The sequence below is a fragment of the Aneurinibacillus soli genome, assembly GCF_002355375.1.
Classification (GTDB): domain Bacteria; phylum Bacillota; class Bacilli; order Aneurinibacillales; family Aneurinibacillaceae; genus Aneurinibacillus; species Aneurinibacillus soli.
Genome location: NZ_AP017312.1, coordinates 1,311,562 through 1,330,445, shown reverse-complemented (window position 1 = coordinate 1,330,445; position 18,884 = coordinate 1,311,562). Strand labels below are relative to the sequence as shown.

The following is an 18,884-nucleotide window of genomic DNA, read 5'->3' as shown; positions in this document are numbered from 1 at the left end:
CGCTACGCCAGTTTTTCAGCGATAATACATACCCAGCCGGATGTGATCGCCGTCCGATCCAGAATCGTCGGCGGCGCCACTGTATCACCTGACGGATAATGCGCACCGTCGTCTTCGCTATCATACATGTCATGCATATAATGAGACTCGATAATACGGAATCCTGCCGACTCCATCGCCTGCTTCACTTCTTCTTCTTTGAGAGTGATAATGCCGGATGTAATGAAGCGACCACCTGGTTTGAGCACCCGTGTCGCATCATCTACGAAGCGAACGATGACTTCCGCCAGGATGTTAGCGACCACGATATCAACCGGGCCTTCTACCCCGTCAAGCAGATTGTTCTGATCGACACTAACCTGCTCCGCTGTATGATTAAGCTTCACATTGATGCGGGCAGAATGCACGGCCACTTCATCAAGATCAAGTGCTTGCACGGACGAAGCACCAAGTTTTGCCGCCGCAATGGCAAGCACACCTGTGCCACAGCCGACATCAATGATTGTCTCGCCGCCTTTGATCGCTTCATCAAGCGCCCGGATACACAGCACCGTCGTCGGATGTGTGCCTGTACCAAACGCCATGCCCGGATCAAGCTCAATGATCAACTCATCCTCACGCTTCGGCTTATATTCCTCCCACGTTGGGGTAATCGTAATCCGATCTGACACTTCAACCGGCTTATAATATTTCTTCCAGGCGGTCTCCCACTCTTCTTCCCGTACTTCGGCAAGCGAGATCGTTCCCGGTCCTGCCTCGATATCATACAGGGCAAGATTGTTGACCGCTTCTTTGATTTGATCGACTGTTTCTCCGAGATAGCTGTTCACGAGAAGATACGCTTTAACAATGACGCCTTCTTCCGGATAATCTTTCTCCGATAATTGATAAATTTCCCCGAATTTATCTTCCCACTGACGCTGCAAAATCTCCGGGTCTTCAATCACAACTCCTGTTGCACCGGCTTCATGCAGAATGTTCGCAACCGCTTCGACCGCTTCCTCGGCGGTATGAATGCTAATTTCCGACCATTTCATTGTATCTTTTCCCATCCTCTCATTGCTATCCCGTTCTATCGTATAAGATGTAGCAGACTACACATCGCCGCGCATCATATTTTTAAATCGATCCCACAGTGTCTTCTCCGCACTACCTGCCGCATGTGTTTCTTCCCCACCAAGTTCAGCAAACTCACGCAGCAATTCCTTCTGACGGTCGCTCAGCTTAGTCGGTGTAACAACGGTTACCTTGACATGCTGATCCCCTTTTGCTCCACCTCGGTTCACCCGCGGCATGCCGTGTCCGCGCAGGCGGAACGTCTTGCCGGTCTGGGTACCTGCTGGAATTTTCATTTTGACTTTGCCTTCCATTGTCGGCACCTCGATCTCATCACCGAGCGCCGCCTGAGCAAATGTAATCGGAATCTGGCAGAACAAGTTGTCTTCATCCCGCTCGAAGAAGTCATGACGCTTCACGCGGAATACAACATACAAATCTCCCGGTGGTCCGCCGTTTACCCCGAGTTCGCCTTCGCCAGAAATACGCATCTGCATGCCATCATCTACACCGGCTGGAATGTTGATGCGGATTTTACGACGAATCGTCTCCTTGCCGCTACCTTGACATTTGCTGCACTTGGTCGGCACAAACTTGCCTTTGCCTTTACAAGACGGGCATGGACGACGGTTGACTACACGCCCGAACGGTGTATTTTGTACCACGTCCTGCTGACCGGCACCGTTACATGTCGGACATGTTTCAACTTTTGTACCTGGCTCAGCACCGGAACCATCACACTTCGAGCAGGTTGTTTCTTTTGGGATCTCGATCTCGTCTTCCTTGCCAAAATACGCGTCCTTGAAGCTAATCGACATCGTATACTGCAGATCGTTCCCCTGACGTGGTGCATTCGGATTACGTCGTCCGCCGCCGCCTCCACCACCGAAAAACATATCAAAAATATCGCCAAAGCCGCCGAAATCAGCCCCGCCACCGCCAAAACCGCCTTGCTGTCCCGCAGCATGGCCAAACTGGTCGTATTGCGCCCGCTTCTGCGGATCGCTTACAACATCATACGCTTCCTTCACTTCTTTAAACTTCTCTACCGCATCCGGCTCTTTATTTACGTCCGGATGATACTGGCGGGCGAGCTTGCGGTACGCTTTTTTTATCTCGTCTTCCGAAGCTGATTTCGCGACGCCGAGCACCTCATAATAATCGCGTTTACTCATCTATGTCCACTCCCGCACGATTTAATTCATAGCCTCAATCATAACAGGTTGCGAAAAAAAGTCAAAGCCAAGTTGCCCTGACTTTGACTCCTTTCGTCCTGCTTATTTCTTGTCTTTTTCGTCTACAACCGTGTAATCTGCGTCTACGACATCATCTGCTTTCGCAGCACCGCCTTCTGTCGCTTCCGCTGCCTGTGCCTGTTGAGCCGCTTGCTCATACAGCTTAACGGAAAGTTGCTGAACGATTTCTTGCAGTTCATCTTTTGCTGTACGGATCGCATCGAGGTCGCTGCCTTCGAGTGCGGCTTTCAGCTTGTCTTTCGCTTCGTTTGCTTTATCGATCTCAGCCTGTTCAACCTTATCGCCAAGGTCTTTAACTGTTTTTTCTGTCATGAATACGAGCTGGTCTGCTTCGTTGCGCAGCTCTACTTGCTCTTTGCGCTGTTTGTCTGCTTCCGCATTTTCCTCTGCTTCTTGTACCATGCGGTTGATCTCGTCATCGCTTAAGCCGGAAGATGCTGTGATTGTAATCTTCTGCTCTTTGCCCGTACCTAAGTCTTTCGCAGATACGTTTGCGATACCGTTGGCATCAATGTCGAATGTCACTTCGATTTGTGGGATGCCGCGTGGTGCCGGTGGAATATCGCCAAGCTGGAAGCGTCCAAGTGTTTTGTTGTCAGATGCCATCGGGCGCTCACCCTGAAGCACATGGATGTCTACAGCTGTCTGGTTGTCAGCAGCTGTTGAGAACACTTGTGATTTGCTTGTCGGAATCGTTGTGTTGCGCTCGATCAGCTTTGTCATAACGCCACCCATTGTTTCAAGACCAAGTGAAAGCGGAGTTACGTCAAGCAGAACAACGTCTTTCACATCGCCAGTCAGCACGCCCGCTTGAACGGCTGCACCAAGAGCTACCACTTCGTCTGGATTTACGCCTTTATGCGGTTCCTGACCTGTAAACTTCTTAATCGCTTCTTGTACCGCAGGAATACGAGTAGAACCACCGACAAGGATAACTTTATCCAGATCAGACGGGCTCATGCCTGCATCTGCGAGAGCGCGGCGAGTCGGCTCCATTGTGCGCTCAACAAGGCGTGCGCTCAGTTCTTCGAATTTTGCACGAGTCAAGTTTATTTCTAAGTGTTTTGGTCCTGTCGCATCTGCTGTGATGAACGGCAGGGAAATTGTCGTAGTCAGAACACCGGAGAGGTCTTTCTTCGCTTTCTCCGCTGCATCTTTCAGACGTTGCATCGCCATGCGGTCAGCCGACAGGTCGATGCTGTTTTCTTTTTTGAATTCGCTCACGAGGTAATCAATGACGACCTGGTCAAAATCATCACCGCCGAGCTTGTTATCGCCGCTTGTTGCTTTTACTTCGAAGAAGCCATCGCCGAGCTCAAGGATCGATACGTCGAATGTACCGCCGCCAAGGTCGTATACAAGAATCGTCTGATCTTCTTCTTTATCCATACCATATGCAAGAGCTGCTGCTGTCGGTTCGTTCACGATACGCAGTACTTCAAGACCTGCGATTTTACCCGCATCTTTTGTTGCCTGGCGCTGGCTGTCGTTGAAGTATGCTGGAACCGTAATAACCGCCTGTGTTACCGTTTCACCAAGGTATGCTTCTGCGTCTGCTTTCAGCTTTTGCAGGATCATTGCCGATACTTCTTGCGCCGTGTAGTCTTTGCCTTCGAGTGTTTCTTTATGGTTTGTACCCATGTAACGTTTAATAGAGCTTACTGTGTTATCCGGGTTTGTGATCGCCTGACGCTTCGCTGCTTCGCCGACGATGCGCTCGCCGTTTTTGAATGCGACTACAGATGGAGTCGTGCGGTTGCCTTCCGGATTTGGAATAACGACTGGCTCGCCGCCTTCCATAACTGCTACGCAAGAGTTAGTTGTACCAAGGTCAATCCCGATTACTTTAGACATATATAGTCCCCAACCTTTCGATATATATAGAAATGTAAAATGTAAACACTAGATGTATCGGTGGCTATTAAGAGCTCACCTTAACCATGGATGGACGAATGACTCTGTCCTTTAGCTTGTAGCCTTTTTGGAACTCTTCGATGATGACGCCTGATTCGTACTCGCTGCTTTCTTCCTGCATAACCGCCTGGTGCATGTTCGGGTCAAATGGAGAACCGACACCTGCGACAGTCGTGACACCTTCTTGTTCAAGCACCTGTTGCAGCTGGCGGAACACCATCTCAACACCTTGCGCGAGCGCTTCAGCATCACCGCTTCCCTGGCTTGCGGTCATCGCACGCTCGAAGTTATCCACAACCGGGAGCAATGCTTCGATCACACGCTGAGATGAGTACGTAAGCATTTGTTCTTTTTCCTTGTTAACGCGAGTACGGAAATTTTGGAGATCCGCCTGCGTACGCAGGAATTTGTTGTACATCTCATCTTTTTCAGCTTGAAGCTGTGCAATTTGTGCTTCAGGGCTATTATCATCTACCACTTCTTCCATGTCCACTACTTCCGTCTCGACTGCCTCTGTCTCTTCTATTACTTCTTCCGTCTGTTTATTTTCTTCAGTCACGCAACTTCCTCCTATTCTTCCTCACTGTACGAAGATTTTTTGCGGATAATCGTATGTATGCGCAAGATCGCGCGGCTGACTTCTCCTGCTGTTTTGAGCGCATGCAGTTTGACAAGGGCCGGATCGACGACGCCAGCTTCGAGCATATCCGCACATTCTCCAGTGCCAAAATCAAGTCCGATGCTGCCGCTATCTTCTTTCGCCTGTACTGCCTTGATCTGCTCCACTTTCTCAAGTGGACTGAAGCCAGCATTGCGAATCATCTGAGCAAGCGGACTTCGCAGTGCCGAAGCCACTACATCTACTCCGAATGCTTCTAAACCCTCAATGGTGTGGCGCCATGCTTCAAGATGGCGGGATGCAAACAGTTCCATACTGCCACCGCCCGGTAAATAACCCGACCGTAAGGCAGCTTGAACCGCGGCTGCCGCATCCCGGGCAATACGCTCGCGCTCGCCTACGACTTCCCGGGTAGAGGCTCCAACAATCATCGTCGCTGCCGAAACACCGACTCCACCTGTTACACGCACCTGCTCAAGCGATTCGTCGTACACAAGTTTTTCCGCATGGCCGAGCGAACGCGCAAGCTCTTTTATAGGTTTCCCAAGTGCCGTGCGCTTTAGAGAGCGTGCACCCGTATGAAGCGAGAGCCGCTCCCGCTCCGACTTCTGCACACGCTGAAGCACAAGAATGCCATGATCCAGACAAAATTCTTCCGCCATGCTATCACAGCTGCGATCAAGCACGATCACATTCACCTCAAGCGAAAGCAACTTCTCCAGATTGTGCCGGTATTCTTCCTTCAACTCCAGGTAACGCTGAAACCCGACCTCCGTGCCGAGTGCCTCATCATCAATCTCCTCCGGTCCCAACGCATCATTTAGAATTAACAGCTTTACACCATCTACGGTGGTCGGCATTTCACGAGCAAGCGGATGTTGATGTAGTAATACACCTGGAAGCACTTCATTTCCGGCCCCTTCTTGTGCCGTGATAAGTTCACTGAACACAAAGTCAGGCTCAAGCATTTTATCCAGACCGATCACATGTGCACCTTCTATAACGAGCTGTGCAATGTCTGCTTGCCCCCGGCCCGCAATGCTCGCAATATGATACAGCCTCTCGTCTGTAAAATCCGCCACCGCCTGCGCCTGTTCACCGAGGAAACGCACGGCTTCTGCGATGCCGTATTCCATCCCGGTAATAATGCGAGTTACAGGCACACCACGCTGTACTTGTGCTACCGCTTCTGTCACCAGTGCCGCTGCAAGCAGCGTCGCTGTCGTAGTACCATCCCCCACTTCCTGCTGCTGCGAACGTGCAAGCCCGATCAGCAGACGAGCTGCCGGGTGCTTCACTTCCATCTCTTCGAGAATCGTAACCCCGTCATTCGTAATAATGACCGTGTCCTCTCCGACCAGCATCGTATCAAGCCCTTTCGGCCCGATTGTCCCCTCTACTGAACTCGCAACTGCCTGCACAGCACGCATATTATGAAGCAGGGTAGAGAGCCGTTCATCGCCAGCTCCCCCCACCTCAGTCGGATGTGAACTCATGCGCATCCCCTTCTCGCTCATGGAATAGGCCGGGAACTATGTTCCCGGCTTATGAAACCTTTCAACCGCGTCGGTCAGGTTCCCCGCCAGTTCCCTCAAAATACTTATCACCCGGCCATATTCCATTCGTGTTGGACCAAGCAGACCAATGGTGCCAACTGGCAGGCCGTCAAAATGGTAGGTGGCGGTAATAATACTGCATCCACTGACCGCTTCTTCCTGATTTTCCGTTCCAATGCGCACCTGAATGCCACTCTGTTGCGAATCAAACAGGCGCACCATCATATCATTTTGCTCAAAAATCGCGAGAATATCCCGTACTTTATCCACATCCCGGAATTCCGGCTGCATCATAATGTTGGTTGTCCCTTTGAGTACAATCTGCTCTTCCGGCTTTGTGCCAAGCGCGTCTTCAAGCACTTCCATAATTTGTTCATGTCGTTGCAAGTAGCGGCTCAACTCGCGCGTCACTTCTGTATGCAACCGCTGGCGCAGCTCTGGCATGGACACACCTTGCAGTCTCGAATTAAGCAGATTGACAACCCGTTCTAGTTCTTCCATCGGGATGCTTTCCGGAATAGAGATCATTTTGTTCTCAACCCGTCCGGTATCGGTGACTAAGATCGCAACTGCCGATCCTAATGAAAGCGGGATAATTTGTAGCGTCTTAAGCTTCGTTGTTTTCAATTCATGTCCAAGGACAATCGATGTGTAACTCGTCAGACCCGACAAAATCGCCGCTGCCTGATTCATTACCTGCTCAAGTTCATAGAACCGATCAGCAAACGCCCTGCGAATATGCGTGGCGTCTTCTATCTGCATCGACGGCATGTAAGCAAGTTGGTCCACATAAAAACGATATCCTTTATTCGATGGAATACGGCCCGCCGACGTATGTGGCTGCTCCAGATACCCCATCTCTTCCAGATCGGCCATCTCATTGCGAATGGTCGCTGAGCTATAGCCAATATCTTCTCGCTTAGAAATCGTCCGGGACCCAACAGGTTCAGCGGAACGAATGTAATTGTCAATAATGACGTGCAAAATCAACTTCTGACGTTCCGAAAGCATGCTGTCCCCTCCTTTGTTAGCACTCAGATAAGGCGAGTGCTAAAAAGCTTACTTTCAAAATACCAAACGACGTTATGCTTTGTCAACCAGTCCCAAAAATCTTGCAAAAACTTCGTTGCCGAGCGGAATCCCTTTCTTCGTCAAACACACACGTCCGTCTACGCGCATAAGCAGGCCCATTTCGATTAGATCAGCCATACTATCCCCAAAAACATGGGTAAGCGGCACACCAAACCGTTCGGAAAATACAGCTTCATCGACCCCACTCATCATACGCAACCCCATAATCATATGGTCTTCCATTTGTTCATCCTGCGTCACTGCAAACTGTTCAATGCGCGGAAGTCCCTGCTCCCCGGCAAGCTGAATATAGTGCTGCACCGGACCTGCGTTCACATGCCGCTCTCCATTTACATACCCATGCGCACCCGCTCCGATTCCATAGTATGATTCATTACGCCAATACGTCATATTATGGCGACTCTCGTATCCAGGTCGGGCAAAATTACTAATCTCATACTGATGGTAGCCATGTGCCGCCATTTCATTCATAAGCATGTCATACATCACTACTTCTTCCTCTTCGGTTGGAAGCGGCAGTTTATCTTTTTCATACAACGTATGGAACAGCGTGTTTTCTTCTACTTTAAGACTGTAGGAAGAAAAATGTGGCAGATCAAGCGCAAACGCAGCATCCAGTGTTTTCTTAAATAGCACAGGCGTCTGATCCGGCAGACCAAAAATCAAGTCAATCGACAAATTCGTAAATCCTGCTTCCCTGGCGTGCGCCAGACTGCGATACACTTGTGCGCTGTCGTGAATACGCCCAATGCGTGCAAGCAACGCATCGTCAAACGACTGAACCCCGAAACTGATCCGGTTCACACCGCCCGCCCGCATAATCGCAAGCTTCTCCGGATCGGTTGTGCCCGGATTCGCTTCCATCGTAAATTCAACGTCTGCGCTCCGGTTCGGAAAATGCTTCGCTACAGATGAAACAAAAAATTCCATCTGCTTCGCATCAAGAAAAGTCGGCGTACCTCCCCCGACAAAAATCGTCCTGATTTCCTCCGGTGGAACGTCATGTACGGTCTGTTCCATCTCGCGGTCAAGTGCTTCAAGATAATCCCACACCAATTGCGGATTTTTCGTGACGAAGGAGTTGAAGTCACAGTAATAGCATTTATTCGTGCAAAACGGGATGTGAATGTATACGGCCCGTGTCATGTAGCATCCCTTCTTTCTCTGCTAATGAAGAAAAAGAGCGAGCATATGCCCACTCTTCTCTCTGTCTATCGTTACCTGCTTAATTATCGTCCATTTTAAGAACCGCCATGAACGCTTCTTGCGGGATTTCCACGCTTCCGACTGACTTCATGCGCTTCTTCCCTTCTTTCTGCTTCTCAAGCAGTTTGCGCTTCCGGGAAATATCCCCGCCGTAACACTTGGCCAATACGTTTTTGCGCATCGCTTTAATCGTCTCACGCGCCACGATTTTTTGTCCGATCGCAGCCTGGATTGGCACTTCGAACATCTGGCGTGGGATGAGCTCTTTTAGCTTCTCACAGAACACACGACCGCGCTGGTAGGCTGTATCACGGTGAACGATAAACGACAGAGCATCAACCGTCTCACCATTCAGCATAATATCCATCTTCACAAGCTTCGATTTTTTATAACCAACTAGCTCATAATCAAAGGATGCATATCCTTTTGTGTTTGATTTCAGCTGGTCGAAAAATTCGAATACGATCTCGGCAAGCGGCATTTCATATATAATCTGCACACGAAGATCGTCAATGTACTGCATATCAACGAAATCGCCCCGCTTGCGCTGGCATAAATCCATAATCGCGCCGACGAAATCTTTCGGCACCATGATCGAAGCTTTCACATATGGCTCTTCAATGAAATCAATGCGCTGTGCGTCCGGCATTTTGGATGGGTTCTCGATATCAAGCACTTCCCCATCCGTTTTGGTAACACGGTAAATTACACTTGGTGCCGTCGTAATAAGCGGAATATCAAACTCCCGCTCAATGCGCTCCTGCATAATTTCCATGTGCAGCATACCAAGGAAGCCGCATCGGAAACCGAAGCCAAGTGCCTGTGAGGTCTCGGGCTCAAACTGGAGCGATGCATCATTGAGCTGAAGCTTCTCCAGCGCTTCCCGCAAGTCATTGTAGTCACTGCTGTCAACCGGATACATCCCGCTGAATACCATCGGATTTACTTTCCGGTAGCCCGGCAGCCCTTCAGCAGCCGGATTGTCCGCTAATGTAATCGTATCCCCGACACGTGTATCCCGTACACTCTTAATGCTTGCCGCGATATAGCCTACATCCCCAACAGTCAGTTCATCTACTTGCTTCGCAAAAGGAGCGTGAGTACCAACCTCGGCAACCTCAAATACAGCACCAGTCGCCATCATTTTGATTTTGGAACCCTTACGCACAGTTCCATCCACAATCCGAACGGATGTAATAACCCCACGATACGCGTCATAATACGAGTCAAAAATGAGCGCTTTCAGCGGCGCATCCGGGTCCCCTGTCGGAGCCGGAACTTTGGCTACAACTTGCTCAAGGATATCACCAATGCCAATGCCTGCTTTCGCGGACGCAAGCACGGCTTCACTCGCATCAAGACCAATCACATCTTCAACTTCCTGCTTCACACGTTCCGGTTCGGCACTTGGCAGGTCAATCTTGTTAATAACCGGAAGAATCTCAAGGTTATTATCAAGAGCCAGGTACACGTTGGCAAGCGTTTGCGCCTCGATGCCCTGAGCGGCGTCTACTACAAGTAGCGCCCCTTCACAAGCTGCGAGACTACGCGATACTTCATACGTGAAGTCGACGTGTCCCGGTGTGTCGATCAGGTGCAGAATGTATTCTTCGCCGTCTTGCGCTTTGTATTTAAGCTGGACAGCGTTCAATTTAATCGTAATGCCACGCTCACGTTCCAAATCCATCTGATCAAGGAACTGGTCTTCCTTCTCCCGGTCGCTTAGCGCGCCGGTGAATTCGAGAATCCGGTCCGCCAGTGTGGACTTTCCATGGTCAATGTGAGCAATAATAGAGAAATTGCGGATTTTTTCTTGTCTTTTTCTACGATCCATACGTACCTCCCACGAGGAAAAAATGCACTAAGTACTATTATATCAGGCAGTGGGGGAAAAACAAAGCGAAAGTATGGTGAGGGAGCCGAGAGGGTGGGCGGTGTTCCGCGTACGTGTCGACTTTGGCAGAGAAGCATCACTGTCCGTCATCATCCCTTCCAAGCGGACCCGCAAAACATCTAGGTAGATCAATGATGGAGACAATTGCGGGTCTGATCGCTTTCCAGGGCTGATGACTGAGCATAAAAGTCGAAATGTCCGCTTGAACACCGCCCACCCTCCGACTCCTGCATACTTTCGTTGTTTTTCGCTGTTGGTTTTTTCCTAGCGATTTCGAGGATGTTTTACAGTCCAAAAACAAACATTTTGTTTAGCTGATGCTTAACAAAGTAGGTTAGGAGTGGAGAAGAAATGGGCAACGGAACGCTTTTACGCGAATGCCCAGCGGAGGGGGACAAGGGAACGGGCTTTTGCCCACAACTCTTCTTCGCAAAAGCATCCCTGTCCCTTTTGTGGGCGAGTTCACTTGTCACCTGGAGCGGCCAGTGTACGCTTCCCTGTCGAGCGTAACAAAGTGACATGCCCATTTCTTCTCTGCTCCTCCACCATACTTTGTTATGACAACTATCCAAAATGTCCTTGTATTTATCCAGTGCCTACAAACTTAGCTTCGTAAGCCCCTTTGGAAACGCAGTCAGCACCCGCACACCGGATTCGGTCACGAGAATGTCGTCTTCAATCCGGACACCGCCCAGTCCCGGAACATAGATGCCAGGTTCGATGGTGAAAGTCATGCCCGCTTCCATAAGAGTCTGGTTCTCGCCGTGAACGGATGGCGCTTCGTGTACTTCGAGCCCAAGTCCGTGGCCAACGCGATGCGTGAAGTAGTGTCCATATCCAGCGTCTGTGATGATATTGCGAGCCGCACGATCGACTTCTGCGAGCGCACGTCCCGGCTGGACAGCTCGAATGGCCGCTTCTTCTCCCGCAAGTACAGTGTGGTAGATGCGCTCCATTTCTTCTGTCGGCTCACCCACGACGAACGTGCGGGTAATATCCGAGCAATAGCCGTCCTTGAACACACCGAGGTCAAACAACAGGAACTGCCCTCCCTGTACCTTAGTCATTCCCGGCACGCCATGCGGCAGAGCAGAATTAGCCCCAGCGAGTACCATTGTGTCAAATGACGGAGCATCTGCGCCTTTCTTTTTCATGATATATTCCAGTTCCGCGACAAGTTCAAGCTCCGTCACACCCGGACGGACTTTTTGTAGCCCTTCCGCCAGCACCTCTTCTACGAGACGCATCGCAATCTCCATGCGTGCCAATTCTTCTTCCGACTTGCGCAGGCGCAAGCGTACAATCGCATCGCCAATATCTGCGAACTGCACACCCGGCAGTGCTACCGCCAACCGCTCTGCTTCTCTGACACGCATGTATGACTTTTCAATCGCCAGACGTTTTACGCCAGTACCAAGCCCTGCTTCTAACAGGCGGGCATATGGATTGTCTGTATCACGAACAGCAATGACATCACGAATAAAACCGCCGTACGCCGCCAATTCCGCTTCTGCCTTATCCTTCTCCAGTGACGGCACGAACAGCACTGGTTCCGCACCCGGGCGTATCACGAGCCCCATAAAACGTTCGTGCGGATCACATACAAACCCGGACACGTACGCCACAGACAGCGGGGATGTCAGAAGTGCCACTTCCACTCCAGCCTGCTCGATCTCTTGCTCGATGACGCGCAATCTTTGTTTATATACCATGATTCGCTCCTCCTCCAAATCCATTCTTTATACTTATTGTAACAAAAAAGAAACCGCCGAAGCGGTCTCTATAATTTGCTCATGATCCATTCCATCACCGTACGCGTTGTCCCAATAACGAACGTACGTATATCTCCTCCAACCTGGCTAAGCCAGTTTCCGGTCACTGCCTTTCCACTGGAGATCGGCACTCCGGATGCCACTTGCTTGCCAAGCACTTCTACTTCCATCTTTCCGCCTTCTACCTTTTTGATCACGAAGCTTTTGCCTGGCAGATCAGTCGTACCTTCAATGCGTTGCATTCCTTTTTCCGCTGTATTAATCCCGAATAGAATTCCTACAAACAGCACTCCAACTAGCAAACCAAACTTTACAGCCAGTTTCACGAGCGCTCCCTCCTGCCTACGAACGTTTCGCTTTTGGCTTTGCATTCGCTTTCTCCGCTTCCCAGTATACTTCGGCAATCGCTTCTGCCAGAATGTCCGCTGTACGGTAGCATTCCTCTACTGTATTATCAGGCCCACCCACCTCGATCAGAATCGAGTTAGGTGATACAGACTGGTTATATTCACCATTCCCACCTTTTTTGCCAAATATACCTTTGGAGAGGCCGGGGTATTTTTTCTCGATTACGTTATGGACTTTAAGTGCAAACTGCTGGTTTTTCTCCCAATTCGGGTTGCGCATGCCAATGACGAAAAATGTTTGCGCATACGTCTTCCCGTTAATCGTTGCCGTGGTCGATTTACGTGGAAGTGAATCGCGGTGGATGTCAATGAAATAGTTCAAATTGCGATCCTGCGCCACGACTGACTTAACCATTTTAAGTGATTCCGCATACGACAGAGAATAAGAGGCACTGCGCTGGTTCAAGATGCCTGTAAAATCACGCAGCCCCACTGTTGAGCCAATTCCGTTTTGTTCAAGTGTTTTGGCCATCCGCTTGCTGACAAGCGTTACATTCGTTTTTGAATCCATCGCGAGATTCGGGTCATTCTTCTCGCGCGCTTTTGGCACCTCTGATACCCACGATTCGCGGTTGTGCGTATTGTAGATAAACATAACTTTTTTCCCTTTAGTCGACAGCATCGTATCCTGCGGTGGGACTGGCGCTTCCTTTTTGTCCACTGCGGGTTCGTCGCGCAACGCTTCTGGCGGTGGAGATGATTCAAACGGCAGGTCACTTAATGCCACCGCTTTTTCCGAGACAAGCACTTCTGTATCAAACAAACTAAATCCGGGAAGCTCGTAGCCAAGAAGCGTCCGTGGATCGTCCGGGTTAATGCTTGTCACAAGTCGAAACATAAGTGTTGGAATATTCACCGTTTCCATCTCTGGTGCATCTGGCTGAAAGTAGGGCAACTCGTAGCGCAAAGTCTGGAGCATCCAGCCGTTTGACATCCCGACCGCGATTTTTCCGACGTGCTGTGAGGATAGTCCTCGCCCCGCATGTGATACGAATAGCATCCCGAGCAGGATAAAGACGACAGCTGTACTGAGCGATAACATGATGAAGCTCCGCTGGACGCCTGCTCCGTTTAGATTTAGTACAACGCCGCGATATTTCCGCTGCATCCCCCACTCTCCTCTCCCTTTGAACAGGATGGACAACCCGCTCTTTTCTAGCAATCTATGAGAGGAAGGCGATTGATAGAACCAAAAGTGTGGTGGGGGAGTAGAGAATAGCGGAACTGTCCGCTCCAGAAGCCCGATGAACTCGCCCGCAAAACGGAAACAAGGAAGCTTCTCATAGAAGGATTGCGGGCAAAGGCCCGTTCAACGTTCTTCTTCCGCTGGGAGAAAAGCGTACAAAAGCTCTCTTGCTCCGCTATTCTCTACTCCCAACACAGTTTTGCTTCCAACAAGCCCACCTAATGTGAAGATCTAAGTCAAGTACTTGTAGGTAAAAAAAGAAGCTAGACTCCATAACCATTTTGTAGGTTTGGAGGTAGCTCCCTTTCTTTGTTAATGTGTATACGCTGACGTATTATCCATACCAACCGCACGGTGCAGGGCAGAATTCAATCCGCTTGCGACTACATTGGCGATGTCTTCTACGTAATCATCTACTTCTTTCGGGGTGACAATGAGGTTGTGTCCGAGCGGCACAAGTACTTCATGGATGAGTTGACGGGTCTCCTGCTCTTCGAGGCCGCCGATCATGCCCAGGATGGCCTGTTTCTCTTCGGGTGTCGGCATATCGTCTTCTGTATACCGCTTCACCTTGCCTGGAAGTGAGAACCCTCCTGGTGTGAGCCTGCTTGATGGACGCGGTTTTTTCGCTTCTTTCACCTGCCGTCCCAGGTGCCCAAGCAAATAGTTAATCGTATCGTGTACAATCGTCACCGCATCGACAACCGTCGGGACGCCGACCGCAATGACCGGAATGCCGAGCGCTTCTTTCGTAAGTGGCTTACGCTTGTTGCCAACTCCGGAGCCAGGGCTAATGCCGGTATCCGAGATTTGAATCGTTGTATTCACTCGCTCAAGTGCACGGGACGCCAGTGCGTCAATCGCGATAACGAAATCAGGCTTCGCTTTCTCGATCACACCGTGTACAATCTCGCTCGTTTCAATTCCGGTAATGCCAAGCACACCAGGCGAGATGGCACTAACCGGACGATAGCCGTCTTCGACTTGCTCCGGCATAAGCTGAAACAAGTGACGGGTCACAAGCACGTTCTCCACCACGATTGGCCCGACTGCATCGGGTGTTACGTTCCAATTTCCCAGCCCGACAATGAGCGCACTCTGCTTTTCAGTAATGCCGATTCCTTTCAAGAAACCCGCAAACTCACGTGCAAACCTTGTCGTTACCCGATCCTGTAGTTCCGAATCATGTGAGCGTAGTCCCGGTACTTCAAGCGTTACATAACGTCCCTTCGCCTTACCGATAAGCTGTGCGCCTTCATCCGTATCAATCGTCATCGTCGAAACCGTAATCCCATTCTCTTCTTCCGTATGGAACTGCACACCATTCATGACCACCTCTGGCGTACGTTCTGATGCAAGCTCCCGCGCTTCAAGTGCAAGGTCTGTCCGAATGTTATATACGCTTAAATCCAGTTTGTTCTCCATGCTATCACCTCTGTTCTAGTTTTGCCCCGGTGTAAAGAAAAAAAACATGACACTATCGAAAATGAATCTTGCAAATGCCTACTAGACCTGATACAATTTAATTTGTTGACTTTTAACAAGTTCACGTAGTACCGGATGCACCAAGGAGGTGAATCTCATGCCTAATATTAAATCTGCGATCAAACGTACAAAAACGATCGAAAAGCGTCGCGCTCACCGCGCAGCTCAAAAGTCTGCTCTTCGCACTGCAGTTAAAGGTGTAGAAGTTGCTGTTTCTGCAGGCAACCTCGAAGGCGCTAAAGTTGCTCTTCAAGCTGCCAGCAAACAACTGGACAAAGCAGTAACCAAAGGTCTGATCCATAAAAACGCGGCTTCCCGCAAGAAGTCTCGTCTGGCTAAGAAGGTTAACGGCCTGTCTGCTTAAGCATATATGAATGCATTCATATGAAGAAAAGGCGACCCCTTATAGGGTCGCTTTTTCTTTTGTGACAGCCTTTTCGTTAGGATGCCTGTATAATGTCTTTCAACCCCACAATAAGAAGCTCAAGAGCCAGTCCTTTTTCAATCTGTCCAGTTTTAATCCGAGTGTCCTCTTCCGCCAGGCGATGCACAATATTTTTCAGCGCTTTTTCGCTGAACGAATGTGCCTGCTCACCTGCCAGTTTGGCCACATACGGATGAATCCCGAGTGTAGACGCAATCTGCTGCTGGGAATAGCCTCTGGGTGCAAGCGTCTTGATCTGTAGCAAAATCCGAAACTGACGGGCGAGAAGCGTCAAGATTTTCAACGGCTCTCCTTCCCCTCGCGTCTCGCTACTTCCAACATTCAGCCGTTGCAAGTCATAATACATCCGCAACGCCTCTTCAATCCGCAGCCGGGCAATATAGTCAATCAGACGGAATATATCGTGCTCAAGTTCGCGGGTCGCCAATCGCTCTACCGTCTCTACCGTGATCTCGCAACCCGTACCCACATACACCGCCATCTTCTCAATTTCCTTATCCAACTGACGGAGCCGGGTGCCGCTCATGGCCAGCAGCAGCTCTGCCGCATCCGGCTCCATGCTCACCTCGTAGCGCTGTGCCTGCCTAAGCACCCATTCCACAAGCGCCCGTTCGCCGAGCTCGGCGCATTCAATGACAACTCCGTTTTCTTTCAGCGCTTTGACAATTTTTTTTCGCTCATCCAGCTTTGGCTGATTCACTTCAAATACGAGCACAGAATAGTCTGGCGGATTGGTGGCATAAGTAAGGACCTGCTCTAAGTCATGTTCCACCGATCCTGTCTGCTTCGCACCTGTTAAAAACAGCGCCTGCCTGACCCGTACAAGCCGCTTCTCCCCCATAAACGGAAATGTCTCTGCATCCTGCAATGCGGTCTGTATCGGTACCTCCCGCATATCATGTACACTATAATTAAAATCGCGGCTCGCTTCATCCAGTACCGCCGCTTCCATCATTCGAATGAGTTCATCCATTAGGTAATGCTCTGTACCATACAACACGTATATAGGAGCTGTACGACCTGCTTTAATCTCCCGGGCTGCCTGCCGGATATCCATACCTCTTCACCTCGCTCCCATTATACCAGAACGAAAAAAACCATGGCAGATGCCTGCCATGGCTGTTCAGAAAGCTGCGCGTATATGTAAACGTTCAGGTTCGGGTGGGCCCGTTACCCGTCAGCTGAACGATAAGCACCTCTGCTTTTACTACATGATACGCACACTACCGCAAAAGGTGCATATTATTTGAAAAGTGGACGTTCGATATTTTTATGCAAGTCAATCAGCCATTCTTGCGTTTGTGGGCGCGGACCGATCTCCGTGCCTGCTCCCTGATAATCAAGCGTATACGAAATCCGTTTGCTATCGATCCAGCGGTAGGACACACCGTACATATCGCCCCAGTCATGTGTAGCAAACCTGATCTGTCCGCTTCCATCCTTCACTACCAGACGATTTCCGCTTTTACTAACGAAGAATTCATCAGCTATCGCATGGCTCGTAGCCGCTTGATCCGGCTCGGCTACTTTAGCGTTATTCTCTGCCTTATCTTTCATGTCTTCCGGTGCCACAAATCCAAGCATCATACCGCGCTTACCAGCAGCGGGCTCAGGGCTGGACACTGCCGGTTCGGATGTCGTCTCCTTCTCCGGCTTCTGAGCCTGCACGTTGTCCGCTTGCGAATCCGTTGCAGGTGCTTCTGTTTTCTCAGCAACAACCGCTTTTTCTTGCTTGCTATTCGCCTGAGTGTCTGGCATTTGGTTTGATACTTTTGGTGTCGTCTCTGCCACAGAAGAAGGGGGCACCTTATCAGTCGATTCACTTTTTTTGCCTTCTGAAACACCATTCGGTTCAGCCTTACTTACTGGCTGTGTCGTAGCAGTAGCAGGTAACTTCTCACTTGGAACAGTGGCAGGCTGGCCTGAGGATGGAGTTACCGACTTCTCACCCGAAGCTGCTGCATTTGCAGCAGGTGGTTTGGTGGACGCTGGCTTGTCAGCCCCCTGCATGGCAACTCGGCCCTCAACCTGCGGCGGAGTCGGAGAAAATGCAGTATGCTGAAGCGGAGAATCATCCATATTCCAGATCGTAATGGTCAGTACAGCCGCCGCTGCGGCTGCTCCGGCAAAGGAACGGAACCAGAACAGATTCCGTTCCGAACGCAGTCCCGACTTTGCTTCTTCCACTTCAGAAGACGCTGCTTGCTCCGAATGTTCTGTTTTCATACGTTCAATTTCATCAAGACGCGGCATAATGGACTGCACGATGCTCATTGGAGGCGTTACAGCCGGAAGCGTAGCAAGGTGGGCAGAGAGCGAGTGAAGACGCTCATATAGCTCCGAACATGATCCGCATGACGACAAATGCGCAAGCATGCGCTGCTTCTCAACATGGCTAAGATCATCATCTAGATCCCGCTGCATCAGTTCATATATCATATCGCAACTCACTCTATACACCACCTTTCTGATATTCATGTAGCAATTCCTGAAGCTGCTGTCGCGCACGATAGAGGTACGATTTCACTGTGTTAAGCGGCATATTCATCACTTCTGCAATTTCGCCGTATGATAGATCCTGCATATAGCGCAGCGTCACGACTGTACGCTGATGATCCGGCAGGCGCTTGATTGCTTCCCGTACCTCGACTGCCATCCCAGCACGTTCGACCTCCTGCTCCACGTTCTGCTTGTCATACAGCATAAGCTCGTGCTGATCGATCGAAATCGTCTCTTTTTTCTTACGGAATTTATCAATGCACACGTTCGTCACGATGCGCTGAACCCAGGTCGAAAACTTCGCCTTCTCCTGGTATGTATCAATTTTAGTATAAATCCGAATAAGCGCTTCCTGCGATGCATCCATCGCATCCTGCTCATTACCAACTATATAAAATGCGGTCCGGTATACGGAATGCTCAATCTCTTCTAGTAACCGCACGAGAGAATCCCGATCCCCGTTCTGGGCGGAGCGTATCAATTGTTCATCAACCACG

16 protein-coding genes are annotated in these 18,884 nt (G+C 50.1%); 1 reads left to right on the top strand and 15 read right to left on the bottom strand.

The features are described from left to right. Positions 1-2: 2 nt before the first annotated feature. The 12 genes from prmA to gpr form a co-directional block, all read right to left on the bottom strand. Positions 3-1,037 (bottom strand): 50S ribosomal protein L11 methyltransferase, encoded by a 1,035-nt coding sequence (gene prmA / locus CB4_RS06695; protein ID WP_096467659.1) that lies wholly within the window; start codon positions 1,035-1,037, stop codon positions 3-5. 57 nt (positions 1,038-1,094) lie between these two features. Then, the gene (gene dnaJ / locus CB4_RS06690) at positions 1,095-2,231 is read right to left on the bottom strand and encodes a molecular chaperone DnaJ (protein ID WP_096464308.1); all 1,137 of its coding nucleotides are present in this window, start codon (positions 2,229-2,231) and stop codon (positions 1,095-1,097) included. A 102-nt stretch (positions 2,232-2,333) separates the two neighbouring features. Next, entirely contained in the window at positions 2,334-4,166 is a 1,833-nt protein-coding gene (gene dnaK, locus CB4_RS06685) for a molecular chaperone DnaK (protein ID WP_096464306.1), read from the bottom strand. Between the two features lie 67 nt (positions 4,167-4,233). Further along, the gene (gene grpE / locus CB4_RS06680; RefSeq protein WP_231956171.1) at positions 4,234-4,785 is read right to left on the bottom strand and encodes a nucleotide exchange factor GrpE; all 552 of its coding nucleotides are present in this window, start codon (positions 4,783-4,785) and stop codon (positions 4,234-4,236) included. 11 nt (positions 4,786-4,796) lie between these two features. Beyond that, entirely contained in the window at positions 4,797-6,347 is a 1,551-nt protein-coding gene (locus CB4_RS06675) for a TCP-1/cpn60 chaperonin family protein (RefSeq protein WP_231956170.1), read from the bottom strand. Between the two features lie 30 nt (positions 6,348-6,377). Beyond that, entirely contained in the window at positions 6,378-7,412 is a 1,035-nt protein-coding gene (hrcA, locus tag CB4_RS06670; RefSeq protein WP_096464300.1) for a heat-inducible transcriptional repressor HrcA, read from the bottom strand. Positions 7,413-7,484: 72 nt separating this feature from the next. Further along, positions 7,485-8,639: a radical SAM family heme chaperone HemW gene (hemW, locus tag CB4_RS06665; RefSeq protein WP_096464298.1), complete on the bottom strand. Its 1,155-nt coding sequence runs from the start codon at positions 8,637-8,639 to the stop codon at positions 7,485-7,487. Between the two features lie 79 nt (positions 8,640-8,718). Further along, complete coding sequence (lepA, locus tag CB4_RS06660) at positions 8,719-10,533, bottom strand: translation elongation factor 4 (protein WP_096464296.1); 1,815 nt, start codon at positions 10,531-10,533, stop codon at positions 8,719-8,721. Positions 10,534-11,189: 656 nt separating this feature from the next. Then, positions 11,190-12,305 carry a M24 family metallopeptidase gene (locus CB4_RS06650; protein ID WP_096464292.1) on the bottom strand — a complete coding sequence of 372 codons (1,116 nt, stop codon included), beginning with the start codon at positions 12,303-12,305 and terminating at the stop codon, positions 11,190-11,192. Positions 12,306-12,373: 68 nt separating this feature from the next. Continuing rightward, positions 12,374-12,691 (bottom strand): DUF3679 domain-containing protein, encoded by a 318-nt coding sequence (locus tag CB4_RS06645; protein WP_157737831.1) that lies wholly within the window; start codon positions 12,689-12,691, stop codon positions 12,374-12,376. A 16-nt stretch (positions 12,692-12,707) separates the two neighbouring features. Continuing rightward, the gene (gene spoIIP, locus CB4_RS06640) at positions 12,708-13,880 is read right to left on the bottom strand and encodes a stage II sporulation protein P (RefSeq protein ID WP_096464288.1); all 1,173 of its coding nucleotides are present in this window, start codon (positions 13,878-13,880) and stop codon (positions 12,708-12,710) included. A 390-nt stretch (positions 13,881-14,270) separates the two neighbouring features. After that, positions 14,271-15,383, bottom strand: coding sequence for a GPR endopeptidase (gpr, locus tag CB4_RS06635; protein ID WP_096464286.1), 1,113 nt, complete (start codon positions 15,381-15,383; stop codon positions 14,271-14,273). A gap of 157 nt (positions 15,384-15,540) precedes the next feature. Here gpr and rpsT point away from each other — a divergent pair, with 157 nt between their 5' ends. After that, entirely contained in the window at positions 15,541-15,807 is a 267-nt protein-coding gene (gene rpsT, locus CB4_RS06630) for a 30S ribosomal protein S20 (protein ID WP_096464284.1), read from the top strand. A 76-nt stretch (positions 15,808-15,883) separates the two neighbouring features. Here rpsT and holA read toward each other — a convergent pair whose 3' ends face one another. The 3 genes from holA to CB4_RS06615 all read right to left on the bottom strand — a co-directional run bounded on the left by holA (position 15,884) and on the right by CB4_RS06615 (position 18,883). Further along, entirely contained in the window at positions 15,884-16,945 is a 1,062-nt protein-coding gene (gene holA, locus CB4_RS06625; protein WP_096464282.1) for a DNA polymerase III subunit delta, read from the bottom strand. 185 nt (positions 16,946-17,130) lie between these two features. Next, positions 17,131-18,339 carry an anti-sigma factor gene (locus tag CB4_RS06620; RefSeq protein ID WP_157737829.1) on the bottom strand — a complete coding sequence of 403 codons (1,209 nt, stop codon included), beginning with the start codon at positions 18,337-18,339 and terminating at the stop codon, positions 17,131-17,133. Between the two features lies 1 nt (position 18,340). Continuing rightward, entirely contained in the window at positions 18,341-18,883 is a 543-nt protein-coding gene (locus CB4_RS06615; RefSeq protein ID WP_096464278.1) for an RNA polymerase sigma factor, read from the bottom strand. Position 18,884: the final 1 nt, after the last annotated feature.